The 13,469-nt window shown below is 41.6% G+C and carries 13 protein-coding genes; 10 read left to right on the plus strand and 3 right to left on the minus strand.

Annotation, left to right across the window (positions count from 1 at the left end; genetic code table 11):
* Positions 1–6 precede the first annotated feature (6 nt).
* Entirely contained in the window at positions 7–1,152 is a 1,146-nt protein-coding gene (locus tag MF4642_RS00385; protein WP_078424930.1) for a phospholipase A, read from the plus strand.
* A 62-nt stretch (positions 1,153–1,214) separates the two neighbouring features.
* Here the strand turns inward: MF4642_RS00385 and MF4642_RS00390 are convergent, their stop codons facing one another.
* A complete protein-coding gene (locus tag MF4642_RS00390) occupies positions 1,215–2,564 on the minus strand; it encodes a TrkH family potassium uptake protein (protein WP_078424931.1) in 1,350 nt (449 codons plus the stop codon).
* On the minus strand, positions 2,561–3,214 hold the full coding sequence (locus tag MF4642_RS00395) for a potassium channel family protein (RefSeq protein ID WP_058869788.1): 654 nt from the start codon (positions 3,212–3,214) through the stop codon (positions 2,561–2,563). Before MF4642_RS00395 ends, MF4642_RS00390 begins: the two co-directional genes overlap by 4 nt.
* 150 nt (positions 3,215–3,364) lie before the next feature.
* Between MF4642_RS00395 and MF4642_RS00400 the strand changes: the two genes are divergently transcribed.
* A complete protein-coding gene (locus MF4642_RS00400; RefSeq protein WP_004981827.1) occupies positions 3,365–3,859 on the plus strand; it encodes a hypothetical protein in 495 nt (164 codons plus the stop codon).
* Positions 3,860–3,895: 36 nt separating this feature from the next.
* Here MF4642_RS00400 and ilvA read toward each other — a convergent pair whose 3' ends face one another.
* Entirely contained in the window at positions 3,896–5,434 is a 1,539-nt protein-coding gene (ilvA, locus tag MF4642_RS00405; protein ID WP_078424932.1) for a threonine ammonia-lyase, biosynthetic, read from the minus strand.
* Between the two features lie 107 nt (positions 5,435–5,541).
* Between ilvA and rpiA the strand changes: the two genes are divergently transcribed.
* From rpiA to MF4642_RS00445, 8 genes are all read left to right on the plus strand, one after another.
* On the plus strand, positions 5,542–6,213 hold the full coding sequence (rpiA, locus tag MF4642_RS00410; RefSeq protein WP_004696685.1) for a ribose-5-phosphate isomerase RpiA: 672 nt from the start codon (positions 5,542–5,544) through the stop codon (positions 6,211–6,213).
* Between the two features lie 127 nt (positions 6,214–6,340).
* Positions 6,341–7,024, plus strand: a complete 684-nt coding sequence (locus tag MF4642_RS00415) for a SprT family zinc-dependent metalloprotease (protein WP_078424933.1) — start codon at positions 6,341–6,343, stop codon at positions 7,022–7,024.
* Between the two features lie 259 nt (positions 7,025–7,283).
* Positions 7,284–8,318, plus strand: a complete 1,035-nt coding sequence (locus MF4642_RS00420; RefSeq protein ID WP_078424934.1) for a GGDEF domain-containing protein — start codon at positions 7,284–7,286, stop codon at positions 8,316–8,318.
* A gap of 107 nt (positions 8,319–8,425) precedes the next feature.
* The gene (argC, locus tag MF4642_RS00425; protein WP_171262485.1) at positions 8,426–9,481 is read left to right on the plus strand and encodes an N-acetyl-gamma-glutamyl-phosphate reductase; all 1,056 of its coding nucleotides are present in this window, start codon (positions 8,426–8,428) and stop codon (positions 9,479–9,481) included.
* A 79-nt stretch (positions 9,482–9,560) separates the two neighbouring features.
* A complete protein-coding gene (locus MF4642_RS00430) occupies positions 9,561–10,307 on the plus strand; it encodes a DUF6776 family protein (RefSeq protein WP_078424936.1) in 747 nt (248 codons plus the stop codon).
* Between the two features lie 17 nt (positions 10,308–10,324).
* Entirely contained in the window at positions 10,325–10,741 is a 417-nt protein-coding gene (clpS, locus tag MF4642_RS00435) for an ATP-dependent Clp protease adapter ClpS (protein WP_004981811.1), read from the plus strand.
* 9 nt (positions 10,742–10,750) lie between these two features.
* Positions 10,751–13,027 carry an ATP-dependent Clp protease ATP-binding subunit ClpA gene (clpA, locus tag MF4642_RS00440; protein WP_058951805.1) on the plus strand — a complete coding sequence of 759 codons (2,277 nt, stop codon included), beginning with the start codon at positions 10,751–10,753 and terminating at the stop codon, positions 13,025–13,027.
* An 88-nt stretch (positions 13,028–13,115) separates the two neighbouring features.
* A complete protein-coding gene (locus tag MF4642_RS00445) occupies positions 13,116–13,469 on the plus strand; it encodes a YnfA family protein (RefSeq protein WP_004696700.1) in 354 nt (117 codons plus the stop codon).

Genomic DNA, 13,469 nt, shown 5'->3' on the forward strand with positions numbered 1-13,469 from the left:
GGTCGTATGGCGTTCAAATCATTTGAGCGTTCAACTTTAGTACTGAGCATGACTGTGCTCACTACTTTGGGTGTCGCTAAAACACATGCACAAATTTCCGAAGTACCTGCAACTCCTGCAACAGCCGAGGCATGTGTTGCATTAGCATCTAATGCAGACCGTTTGGCTTGTTATGATGCATTATTCAAAATTCCTGAAGCAGTAAAGCCGCGCATTGTTTCTGAGCAACGTGCAGCCATGGAAATTGCGCCAGAACCTGAAAATATCACAGGGAAGATTGCACAAGGTGTGAGCTCTGTTTTCGCTTCTGAAGGTCCTAAAATATCCCCGAATTTATCTTTAATGGATAGCCGTTGGGAGCTTTCACCCGAAAGTAAATTAGGGACTTGGAATATTCGTGCTTATCAACCTGTGTACTTAATGCCTGGTTTTTGGACGACAGATAAAAATGAACGTCCATCGAGCCCAAATGAAAACAATACTGTAAATGCCGATCGAGAGCAAAACCTGAAGTCGATGGAAGCGAAATTTCAACTGTCTTTAAAAACCAAAGCAGTCGAGAACTTATTTGGAGACAATGGCGATGTTTGGTTGGGTTATACCCAGTCTTCTCGTTGGCAGGTGTATAACGGTGAAGAATCACGTCCGTTCCGTGAAACCAATTATGAGCCTGAAGCCAGTTTGGTTTTCCGTACCAATTATGAACTGTTGGGTTTAAATGGTCGCTTACTGGGATTAACTTTCAACCACCAGTCTAATGGTCGTTCCGATCCGCTGTCGCGTAGTTGGAACCGTGTCATGTTGAATGTGGGTTTTGAAAGAGACAACTTTGCGCTCATGCTGCGCCCTTGGTACCGTCTAGATGAAGATGCAGGTGATGATAATAACCCTGATATTAAGGATTATGTCGGACGGGGTGATTTAACAGCATTCTACCGTTGGAATGAACATGATTTTTCACTCATGCTACGCCATAGTTTAAAAGGTGGCGATGACTCGCGCGGTGCTGCACAGTTTGACTGGGCTTTTCCTATTTCAGGGAAATTGCGTGGCCATTTCCAGTTGTTTGATGGTTATGGCGAAAGCTTAATTGATTATAACCACCGAGCGACTTATGTGGGTTTGGGCGTGTCCTTAATGAATTGGTACTAATTTAGAGACATAAAAATACCACGTTTGATACGTGGTTTTTTTATGTTTAAGTGTTAGGTGTTTTAACCAATTTGAATATCGGCAGTTGGATGTTTTAAACGGCTCTTTTTTGGCGTCGCAATCAGGTAGGCTAGCGTTAAAGGACCTAAACGACCTGCAAACATCAAGAGCATCAGAATAAATAAACTTGCAGGTTGAAGTTCACCCGTGATGCCGCGTGACAAACCGACAGTACAAGCAGCGGAAATGGCTTCAAATAACAAATCCATAAACTGATGATTAGGTTCGATTAAAGATAAACTAAAGATGCCTAAGAAAATAAGTGCCGAAGTAATAGAGACAACAGCCATTGCCTTAAAAGAGGTTTTTTGAGAAACAGAGTGATTGAACACACGAATTTCATCTTCACGTCTAAGGAAGCTAATCACGCTGAGTAAAACAATAATAAATGTACCTACTTTAATCCCGCCTGCGGTACTCATCGAGCCTCCCCCAATGAACATCAGTAACATGGTCACGAGGGTCGAGGCATCTTTCATCTGTGCCAAATCAAGGCTGTTAAAGCCCGATGAACGAGGCACGGTGGCATGGAACCATGCATTTAAAGCTTGGTCACCTAAGCTCATTGGCGCTAAAGTGAGGGGATTGTTCGATTCAATCGCCCATAAAAGAACAAAAGCAATCAGGTTCAAGCCTGCAATGGTGGATAAAATCAGTTTGCTATTGGTACTTAAGCCTTTCCAGCGCTTGCTGCGCTTAATGTCCATTAACACCACAAAACCTGTCCCACCAATGATATATAGCATACTGATGGTAAAGGTAATGAGATACTGACCCGAGAAGTTCATTAGACTGTTGGGAAACAGTGAAAAGCCACCATTGTTAAATGCGGATACACTATAAAAAGCCGCATAAAACAGAGCTTGATTGAAATTGTAATCTTCTAACCATGCAATGGTCAAAATAACCGTGCCGATCGCCTCAAAAAATAAGGAATATAGCAGTACACCTTTAATGGTGAAGGATACTTTGGATAAGCTGGTTTGACCAATGGTCTCTTGCGCCATGATTTGTTGCTTTAAACCGAGTTTGGTCGACAGACTCAGTGCGGCTAAAATTGCAAAAGTCATAAAGCCTAAGCCACCAATTTGAATCAGTAGCATGATGATGATTTTACCTGTTACGGTAAAAGTTTCACCGACATTCACCACAGACAGTCCCGTAATGGTGACTGCTGAGCTGGCGGTGAACAAAGAGTTAATCCAACTGAGTTCACCGTAGTGTGAAATGGGTAACTTTAATAATAGAGTCCCAATAATAATAAAGCTCAAAAAACCCAAAGCCAGCAGGCTGGGCGGGCTTAAATTAATGGTGCTGTTTTTGGGGGTTTGCCATTCTTTGACTTTTTTCATGATTTGAACCGTGCTGAAAGACGACGTAATGTTTCAACTAAACCTTCAACAACTAGAATATCACCCACTTGTAAAATTAAATTGGGGTCAATGCTGTACAAAACGTCTTTGCCACGTTTATGGAGTAAGGTTTTCACATCAGGTGCTTGATCCATCAGTTGGCGGAAGCGAGTCCCTTGTAGTTTTTCATCAATTTCAATTTTGACAATATAGTGGTTATCTTCAAGTGCCATATAGCGACTGACCATGGGGTAGCATAAAGACTGCGCGATCCGCACGCCCATGTCCTCTTCAGGGTGAATAATTTTACTAATCCCTAAATGGCTTAAGATCATATGGTGCGACTTTGATTTGGCTTTGACCCAAATTTTTTCAACTCCAATATTTTTGAGGTGCAGCACACACAAAATACTGGCTTCAATATTTTCACCAATTGCGACCACCACGGCATCGCAGTTTTTAATATTTAATTCATCGAGGACATGTTCATCTGTTGCGTCGGCAATGACAGCATGGGTCACCTGCTCAGAAATATTTTCAACATATTTTTTTTCACTATCGATACCAATGACATCATGTCCCAGTTCAATGAGTTGAGTTGCAACTGTGGCTCCAAAGCTTCCTAAACCAATCACTGCAAATTGCGCCATGTCATCTTTCCTTTAAATTTTTTTATACGTCGATTGTTAACGAATGTTGTGCCAAATTTCACAAGATGTCATCTTTATACAGACACGCTATTTTCGCTCAACCGCGCTTTGCCTTATACCAATATATCACTCATCCAAAGGAGTATATAAATGCGGAAGACACTGTATGAATCCCTCAGGATCGCGTTTCCAGAATTGAATGATACCGCAATTCCAGAAGAACAAGATGAGTTCGAGCACTTTGTACGTTGGTTGAATAGCTATTATTCAAACATTCAAAAAATAGAACTCGATGATTTTCGACAAAATGGTATTGATGAATGCCATCGACTTCAACAATTAGGTATTGACTTAGACGAGCTGAAAAACCAAATTAATGATGATATGGCGTCTTTTTATCAAATGTATGACAGTGAGGAAGAAGAAACCTCAGACATGCATGGTTATGATTTTGAATTTAGTTTTGATGTTATTTTTAATCACATTAAAATTTTTATTGAGCCTTATGAACTCAGTTTACTGGTTATCGAGCGGGAAAACCCTTATTGGCTATTGGTACCGCATAATGATGAGCTGATCGATAGAATTATTGTTACGTATAACCACACGTTTGGTGATGAAGAGCCGATGCAGCTCATAGAATAAAACCGCCTCGAAGGGCGGTTTTATGTATTGAATCTTTTATTTTAAGAAACGTTGATAACCTAGGTTATTGGTAATTTCTTCATATGGATACGAAATACTTTCTAAAGTTTCAATCAAACCATCTGGATTTTGTTTCGCATCACTTGCTTCTAAACCTACAAGGACACGACCTTCCGCAGCACCGTGGTTACGGTAGTGGAATAGGGTAATGTTATGCGTAGGGCCAAGGCGCTCGAGGAACATTAACAGAGCACCTGGACGTTCAGGGAACTCAACACGGAACAAACGCTCATTTTCAAGGTCTGCATGGCCACCAATCAAGTAACGAATATGCAGTTTTGCCACTTCATCATCAGATAAGTCATCGACATCGAACTGAGTTTTGAGTGCTTCAAAAATATCATGACGCTCTTTTTCACCGCCTTTTAAGCTAATCCCGACAAAGACTTGCGCTGCACTGGCATCGCTCGCACGGTAGTTAAACTCGGTGATATTACGGCCCTGTAGCGCTCGGCAGAAATTTAGGAATGAACCTTTTTTCTCTGGAATGGTCACAGCAAAAATAGCTTCTTTACGTTCACCCAATTCAGTACGTTCCGCAATATAGCGTAAACGGTCAAAGTTCATGTTTGCACCACATACAATTGAGACGATGTTTTGCCCAATTAGCTCGTGTGTTTCAACATATTTTTTAATCCCTGCTAAGGCCATCGCACCCGATGGTTCAACGATGCTACGACATTCATCATAGGTGTCTTTAATTGCAGCGCAAATTTCATCGGTATTGACCAAAACCACTTCACGTTCAACGATCGGGCCTGAGTTATCCGACTTTTGTAGTTGAATCACTTCAAATGGTTTTTCACCAATTTGTGCGACAGCCGTACCGTCGGCAAATAAGCCGACTTGAGGCAGTACAACTCGTTCACCAGCTTCAAATGCGGCTTTTAAACAAGCAGATTCGTCATATTCAACAGGAATGACTTTAACATGCGGTGCAACATCGCCTAAGTAGGCCGCCACACCAGCAATTAAACCGCCGCCGCCAACAGCGACGAAGACATAGTTGACATCACGCCATTGGCGCAAAATTTCATTGCCAATCGTGCCTTGACCTGCCATGACCAGTTCATCGTCATAGGGGGGAATAAAGCTCATACCGTCTTCTGCGGCACGTTGAATTGCATATTTGTTTGCAACATCAAAAGAGTCGCCGTGGAGAACTACTTCACCGCCTAAGCGTTTGACTGCCTGAACTTTAATATCTGGGGTGGTTTTCGGCATCACAATAATGGCACGAATCCCGAGTTTTTTACCTGACAGCGCTACGCCTTGGGCATGGTTGCCAGCAGATGCGGTAATCACGCCACGTTCAAGTTGAGCTCTAGGAAGTTGGCTAATGCGGTTATAGGCACCGCGTAGCTTAAATGAAAAGACGGGTTGTAAGTCTTCACGTTTAAAACGAATGTTGTTATTGAGTTTCTCACTAATTCGAGGTGCCGCTTCGAGTGGAGTTTCGATTGCAACATCGTAGACTGTTGCTTGTAATATTTGTCGAACCAAACGAGACAGCATGTTAATTTCCCATTTAACAGTTTAAAATAGAAGATCATTGTAACAAACCCCTGTACATTTGGGCTGTAAAATCAGCAACAAATGTCAAAAAATAGTTGAGCCAAATTATGAGTCTGTATGCTACCCAAGATGAAAAAAAGCAAGCTGCTGCAAAAGCTGCCTTAAAGCACTTACCTAAAGGTGGCATTTTAGGGGTAGGTACAGGCAGCACCGTGAATTTCTTAATTGAACTTTTGCCCGAGCTTCAGCTTGAGGCGGCTGTGGCAAGTTCAGAAGCAACGGCTGAGCGCTTAAAGAAATTAGGCATTGAAGTGGTTGATATGAACTCTGTAGGCGGTTTAGATGCCTATGTAGATGGTGCAGACGAAATTGACCGTCATATGCATATGATCAAAGGTGGTGGCGCCGCACTTACTCGCGAGAAAATCGTGGCTTCAATTGCGAGAAAATTTGTTTGTATCGTTGATGACTCTAAGTGGGTTGATCAATTGGGGCGTGACTTCCCACTTCCGATTGAAGTGATTCCAATGGCTCGTTCAGCTGTGGCACGTAAAATTGTAGCGCTCGGTGGTGATCCTGCTTACCGTGAAGGCGTGGTGACGGATAACGGTAACGTGATTTTAGACGTCTATAACTTAAATATCTTAAATGCGCTTGAGCTTGAAAAAACCATTAACGACATTCCAGGTGTGGTGTGTAATGGTATTTTTGCAATCAATAAAGCAGATGTGGCAGTTGTTGCAACAGACAGCGGTATTGAAGAACGTACCGCGGTTTAATTTTAAATCTCCCCAAACCTCTCTTTGAAAATGAGAGGCTAAAAGCAAAAACATTTTTATCTTATGTTTTTCTCCCTCCTTTTAAAAGGAGGGCTAGGGAGGATGATTCAATAAAAGAATAATATTAATGACCTTAGTAGACCTACCTGAAATTCAAATCACCCATCATGCACGTGCGACCCGGTTACGACTTCGTGTTGAACCAACTCAAATTCGTTTAACCGTGCCTAAGTTTTGTAGCAAACGGCAAATTCAGGATTTTTTAAATCAATCTGAACAGTGGATGGTTGAAACTTGGCAGAAGCAACAAGCCAATCTGGTACAGATAGATCGAACCCTTCCCATAGAGTTGCGGTTATTTAATCGCCAAAATGCTTTAACGGTGAGCTATAAAACACAAAAAAATGCGTATATTTTGGATGAGGATAATCACCAGCTTTGGATCAGTGACCGTCAGCCCGAAAGTTATTTAAAATCTTTTGTAATTGCATACGCCAAACAGCACTTGCCTATTTATTTGCAACAGATTAGTCATGAAACTGGTTTAAAATTTGCACAATGTTCAATTCGTCAGCCCAAAACCCGCTGGGGGAGTTGTAGTGCCAAACACGACATTATGCTTAACAGTGCTTTAGTGCTGTTTCCTGAAGTCATTACCCGTTATGTCTGTGTGCATGAACTCGCACATACGCAACATTTTGATCATAGTGCACGTTTTTGGGCGGAAGTTGCCAAATATGATGCCACTTTTCAACAGCATCGAAAAACCTTAAAAACAACCGCATTGCCGTATTGGTGGGCAAGCGTTTAAAGTTAATTTTACGTGCAAAATTTAAAAATAATTTCTTCTGATTGATTGAGCGTTAGTCAAAAAATGCTCTAAACTTTATGATCTAAGGTAAACATTCCTCAATTTTAGTCCAAAGACCTCAAATGTGAATTTTACAGATATCCACTATTTTATATTAATCGTTCCAGCTTGCCTGATTTTAATGGGAAGCTTACTTTTAATATGTCATTTTGCTTTTAGAGCTCCCTCATATTTATTGTGGCTCGGGCTCGGATATATTGTGCCTTCGTTTTCTGTGGCGGCACAAAGTTTTATGTCGAATAAGCAGTTGGCTTTGTCGGCACCCATTTTAGGCAGTATGTATTTGTTTGGTGCATGGGTCAGCGCTTATGCCATGGGCTTAAGAAAGAATGCCAATGCACGTCCATATTGGTGTCTTGCCTTGATCGTGATGGCTTTACTTTCACTCAGTTATTATTCCTACGTAGATGATCAACTGTGGATCAGAATGCTGATTCTGAACATTTCAATTGCATTGGTTGAGTCTTTGGTTTTGTTTTCAATGTTTAAACATTATCAAGGGATTGATTTGCTCAATAAAATAGTCGACTTTTCCTACTTGTTTATTGTGCTGTATACCTTTGTTCGCGGAATCATTATTTTTCTCTTTTTAAGAAATACTGAAGCAGACATGCTGGCAAATTCAGTTTGGTGGCTGATGATGCTTGCTGCGAGCATTATCTTAAGTATGTGGTTTGCAATAGTGCTGCTCGGAACCTTGGTGCGCGATATTATCAATCAACTCAATGATGAGCGGCTAAGAGATCCGCTAACACATTTATTCAATCGACGTGTCTTTAACGAAGCCGCTAAACGAAAGTTGCATCAGCTCTCTAAACAGCCTTATTTCTTGCTCATGTGTGATATTGACCATTTTAAGAAAATTAATGACACCTATGGGCATTTGGTGGGTGATCAAATTTTACAACAAGTCGGTCAAATTATTGGGAAAAACGTCCGTGATCATGACTTAGTGGGGCGTTTTGGCGGGGAAGAGTTCATTGTCTTATTGCAAATTGATGACCCCACGCTGGCTTATAACATTGCCAATCGTATTCGTTTAGGTATTGCCGATGCACGACTATCCTCCAAAAGTATTGCCGTGACAGCAAGTTTTGGACTGGCTGCAGTACATCAACCCAACTTAAAATATGCCATACATACTGCCGATCAATTGTTATATCAGGCGAAACATTCGGGACGAAATCAGATTGGTTTTGAGCCTGCACAGAGTATATTGGATGTGTCTCATTAGGTGTCGATAGCACTAAAAACGCATAAATTCCAAGTAAAACAGTTTAGAAAGCAGAAACTTCCTGTCATACTAGGCAGTTACGAAATGGACAGTTTAAGTTTGAGGTAATACACGTGATTTCAGTTGGTATTGTCGGCGGTACAGGTTATACAGGCGTTGAATTGTTGCGTCTTTTACTACGACACCCAAATGTGCAAGTAAGCGTATTAACATCGCGTACAGAAGACGGTCGCCGTGTAGATGATATGTTCCCAAGCCTACGTGGACATACCGAACTCAAATATTCAGATTTGAATATTGATGAACTGAAAAAATGTGATGTGGTGTTCTTTGCGACACCGCATGGCGTTGCCATGAAGCATGCCGAAGAGTTGGTGGCTGCAAATACTAAAGTGATTGACCTTGCCGCAGACTTTCGTTTACAAGACTTAGAACAGTTTGAAAAATGGTATGGTATGCAGCATGCGTGCCCTGAACTACTGAAAGACTCGGTTTATGGTTTGTCAGAATTAAACCGTGAGCAGATTAAACAAGCCAATGTCATTGGTAACCCTGGTTGTTATCCAACAACAGTACAACTGGGTTTAGCGCCGTTATTTAAGCAAAACGACACATTAGTTAAACCTGAAAGCATTATTATTGATGCAAAATCGGGTGTGTCTGGTGCAGGCCGTAAAGCCAGCCTTGGGATGATCTATTCTGAAAATGCAGATAATTTCAAAGCTTATGGCGTTGCAGGTCACCGTCATCATCCTGAAATTGTGGAAGCGTTGGAAAATATTTCAGGCTTAAAAGAGGTGTTTAACCACATTTTATTTGTCCCGCATTTGGTGCCAATGATTCGTGGCATGCTGAGCACGATTTATGTGGACTTAACCGATGCAGGTGAAGCTGCTGATGTGCAAAGTTTATATGAACAGTTTTATGCCAATGAAGCTTTTGTCGATGTGATGCCTGCGGGAAGTTCACCAGAGACACGTTCTGTGCGGGGTGCAAATCAACTACGTATTGCGCTGTATAAACCACAACCGAAAAAATTAGTGGTCATTTCAGTACAAGACAATTTGGTTAAAGGTGCAGCAGGTCAGGCCGTTCAAAACATGAACTTAATGTTTGGATTTACTGAAACAGCGGGCCTAGACGGAATTGGTTTATTACCATAAAAAACGTTTTAAAACTTCACACACATTTAGATTTCGATTTAAATGTGTGTTTTGAATTGAATCAAAATAAGAGATGACGATGCCGAACACTGACACAAATATGACGTCACAACAGCCTGAACCTGCAAAGCCGTTTTTACAGACCAATAAGCCCTTGGCAATTGGTGCTGCAATATTGATGCTTGCAAGTGGGGGATTGGGCTATACCGTCGGACATCGTCAGGGTTTAACGGTGGTAGGTTTTGATGCAGATGCTGAGCAACTGGTCGAAGTGGTACAAAAGCAAAAGACCAGTCTGGATGCTTTAAATAAAAACTATAACGCTGCTGTTCAGGAGCGTGATGTTGCTGTGACCAATTCAAATGAGCTGTATTTGTCATTGCAAAAAGCTCTAGATCAACAAGCGCAATCTGAAACCACTGCTGTGATTTACCGTGAGGTTTTGCGTCAACGCGGTGGTATTCCACTGGCTGTGCAGCATATTGCGATTAAACCTTTGCCTGAAAATGCATTTGAATATCAACTTGACTTGGTTCAAGTCAGTCCATCTAAACGTGCAGCTTCAGGTACCGTTGAACTCCGACTCATTCGTGGTACAGAGGTTTTAGTTGTGCCTCTTGAAGACAAAAATTTTAACTTTGAAAACTATGAGCGTTTAACAGGTCGTTGGACAATGCCTAAAGGCTTTACGCCACAGTTTATCGAAGTCCGTTTAACAGGTAGCACACCAGTGACACGACGCTTTAGTTGGTCACGTGGTGAAGCCGTAGAAAGTCAATCTGCATTTGTCTCTGAAATCCCTCAGGCTGAGGCAAATGCACAATAATTGTGAATTGTAAGTTTATGGGTATTTCTAAGCGTTCAACGTGTTTAAATGAAATCAAGCAGTCTTTTCATGAATCTGGCTATGTCGATTGGCATATCAGCCCGCGCTTGAGCAATGATGAACCGCATGAAGAAGAAAATGGGGATGTCGCTGTCCAAACCGCGCCACCAGAACTTAAGCGTCCTCCACTCTATGCTGTCGTTTTAATGAACGATGACTACACCCCAATGGACTTTGTTATTGAAATTTTACAACAATACTTTGCTTTGAATCTTGACCAAGCCACTCAAGTAATGCTAACTGTACATTATGAAGGAAAAGGTGTTGCAGGCGTTTACCCGAGAGACATCGCGGAAACAAAAGCAAACCAAGTCAATAATTACGCTCGGTCTCAAGGTCATCCTTTACTTTGTCAGATTGAGCCGAAAGATTAAGGGGGTTCCATGCTCAGTCGTCAATTAGAAGTATCCTTACGTTTGGCTGTTAGTATGGCTCGACAAAAGAGACATGAATTCCTAACCGTTGAACATTTATTATTGGCTTTACTCGATAATGATTCGGCCGTAAATGCATTGAAAGCCTGCGGTGCAGATATTATTGTGCTTCGCAAAGAGCTTGAAGAATATGTAGAGCAGCACACTCCTAAGCTGGGCGAAAACAGTGACCAAGCTCCGCATCCAACTGAAAGTTTTGACCGTATCTTACAACGTGCAATTTTCCATGTGCAATCAAGCGGTGGTGATCGTACAGTTGAAGGCGCAGACATTTTAGTTGCGATGTACTCTGAGCGTGACTCTTTTGCAGTCTACCTCTTGAAACGCCATCAAATTAACCGTTTAACGTTGACACAATACTTGGCTCACGGCACACGTAAAGACGAAGTGCAAGTGGAAGAGGAAATTGAAGATCTTGATGGTGAATCTGCTAGTTCAAGCAACGCAGGCCCTTTAGAGCTGTATACAACCAACTTAAATGTTGAGGCACAAAAGGGTAAAACAGATCCTTTAATTGGTCGTGAAAAAGAAATTGAGCGTGCAGCACAAATTCTATGCCGTCGCCGTAAAAATAACCCGTTATTGGTCGGTGATCCTGGCGTCGGTAAAACATCGATTGCTGAAGGCTTAGCTTGGCTCATTGTTAATGGTAAAGCACCGAAACCATTGGCAAATGCTGAAGTGTATAGCTTGGACATTGGTGCTTTGGTGGCAGGAACCAAATACCGTGGTGACTTTGAAAAACGTTTAAAACAGCTTTTGAACGCGTTGAAAAAGAAACCAGAAGCAGTTTTGTTTATTGACGAAATCCACATGATTATTGGTGCTGGCTCAAGTATGGGCAGCACAATGGATGCGTCAAACTTGATTAAACCCGCTTTGGCCAATGGTTCATTGCGCTGCATTGGTTCAACCACATTCCAAGAATACCGCCAAGTCTTTGAAAAAGACCATGCATTGTCACGCCGTTTCCAAAAAATTGATGTCAATGAGCCATCTATTTCAGAAACGATTGATATTCTACGTGGTTTGAAGAGCAAGTTTGAAGATTTCCATCATGTTAAATATGATGACAAAGCTTTAATTTCTGCGGTTGAGCTGTCTGCGAAGTTCATTAATGATCGTTTCTTGCCGGATAAAGCCATTGATGTCATTGATGAAGCAGGGGCACAACGTCGTCTGAAAGCTGAACAAGATGACACCTTGATTACCGTGGAAAATATTGAAGATATCGTGTCGAAAATTGCACGTATTCCACCAAAAACTGTGTCTAAAGATGACAAGACCGTTCTTGAAAATCTTGAACGTGATTTAAAACGTGTGGTCTTTGGTCAAGATGAAGCCATTGAAGCTTTAGGCTCAGCAATTAAACTGTCGCGTGCAGGCTTAAAATCGCCAGATAAACCTGTGGGTAGTTTCGTTTTTGCAGGCCCAACTGGGGTAGGTAAAACAGAAGTCACCAAGCAGCTTGCGAAATTACTGGGTGTTGAGCTGGTTCGTTTCGATATGTCGGAGTATATGGAGCGCCATGCGGTATCACGTTTGATCGGTGCGCCTCCAGGTTATGTAGGCTTTGATCAAGGTGGTTTGTTGACCGATGCGATTCATAAAAATCCGCATTGTGTATTATTGCTAGATGAGATTGAAAAAGCGCATCCAGACGTGTTCAACTTATTGCTACAAATCATGGATCATGGTTCATTGACCGATAACAATGGTCGTAAATCAGACTTCCGTAATGTGGTGTTGGTCTTGACCACAAATATTGGCGCGGAAAGTATTTCTCGCGTGAGTATTGGTTTTATGGATCAAGACAACAGTAATGATAATCAAGATGCGATGAAAAAAGCGTTTTCTCCAGAGTTCCGTAACCGTTTAGACAGTGTGATTCAGTTTAAAGCTTTACCAACGACAGTAATTGAAAATGTGGTGGATAAGTTCTTAACTGAACTCCAAGCGCAACTGGATGAGAAAAAAGTCATTCTAGAAGTGGATCAAAGTGCGCGTGAGTGGATGGCTGAAAATGGCTATGACCGTTTAATGGGTGCTCGCCCAATGCAACGACTCATCCAAGAGCATTTGAAAAAACCACTGGCTGAAATGATTCTATTTGGTGAGCTTGCAGAGCATGGTGGTAATGTTGCGGTTTCTGTGAAGAACGAAAATGGTAAAGCGGTGGGTCTAAAACTCGAAGTTTTCGAAGATCAAACGGCTGAACCTGCTTAAAGATTGCTACATAATAAAAAACCCGTGTTCGCACGGGTTTTTTATTGAAGAAAGTATTTAACAGTTAGAACTAATAAAAGTAGGTTGCATGGATATTCAATTGACGAAAGTTTTAAGTACATTTGTACTGTTTTTGGTAACCGCTGTGATGGAAATATTAGGCTGTTATTTCCCTTATTTGATTTTAAATCAGGGAAGAAGTCATTGGTTGTGGATTCCTACAGCTTTAGCGCTAGGTGCTTTTGTGTGGTTGTTGACTTTACATCCGGCTGCATCAGGACGTATTTATGCAGCTTATGGCGGAATTTATATTTTTACCGCATTGCTATGGTTACGTTATGTCGATCAAGCATATTTGACCCGTTGGGACATAATGGGTGGGGCAGTGGTATTGATTGGTGCGGCCATGATTATCTTACAACCGCAAGGATTGGTTCGCTAA

The sequence above is a fragment of the Acinetobacter sp. MF4642 genome, from assembly GCF_002018925.1.
Taxonomy (GTDB): Bacteria; Pseudomonadota; Gammaproteobacteria; order Pseudomonadales; family Moraxellaceae; genus Acinetobacter; species Acinetobacter johnsonii.

What these genes read in the sequence shown, in the direction of transcription:
- MF4642_RS00385 (WP_078424930.1), top strand. Translation starts at nt 7, where the DNA reads ATGGCGTTCAAATCATTTGAGCGTTCAACTTTAGTACTGAGCATGACT.
- MF4642_RS00390 (WP_078424931.1), bottom strand. Translation starts at nt 2,564, where the DNA reads ATGAAAAAAGTCAAAGAATGGCAAACCCCCAAAAACAGCACCATTAAT.
- MF4642_RS00395 (WP_058869788.1), bottom strand. Translation starts at nt 3,214, where the DNA reads ATGGCGCAATTTGCAGTGATTGGTTTAGGAAGCTTTGGAGCCACAGTT.
- MF4642_RS00400 (WP_004981827.1), top strand. Translation starts at nt 3,365, where the DNA reads ATGCGGAAGACACTGTATGAATCCCTCAGGATCGCGTTTCCAGAATTG.
- ilvA (WP_078424932.1), bottom strand. Translation starts at nt 5,434, where the DNA reads ATGCTGTCTCGTTTGGTTCGACAAATATTACAAGCAACAGTCTACGAT.
- rpiA (WP_004696685.1), top strand. Translation starts at nt 5,542, where the DNA reads ATGAGTCTGTATGCTACCCAAGATGAAAAAAAGCAAGCTGCTGCAAAA.
- MF4642_RS00415 (WP_078424933.1), top strand. Translation starts at nt 6,341, where the DNA reads ATGACCTTAGTAGACCTACCTGAAATTCAAATCACCCATCATGCACGT.
- MF4642_RS00430 (WP_078424936.1), top strand. Translation starts at nt 9,561, where the DNA reads ATGCCGAACACTGACACAAATATGACGTCACAACAGCCTGAACCTGCA.
- clpS (WP_004981811.1), top strand. Translation starts at nt 10,325, where the DNA reads ATGGGTATTTCTAAGCGTTCAACGTGTTTAAATGAAATCAAGCAGTCT.
- clpA (WP_058951805.1), top strand. Translation starts at nt 10,751, where the DNA reads ATGCTCAGTCGTCAATTAGAAGTATCCTTACGTTTGGCTGTTAGTATG.
- MF4642_RS00445 (WP_004696700.1), top strand. Translation starts at nt 13,116, where the DNA reads ATGGATATTCAATTGACGAAAGTTTTAAGTACATTTGTACTGTTTTTG.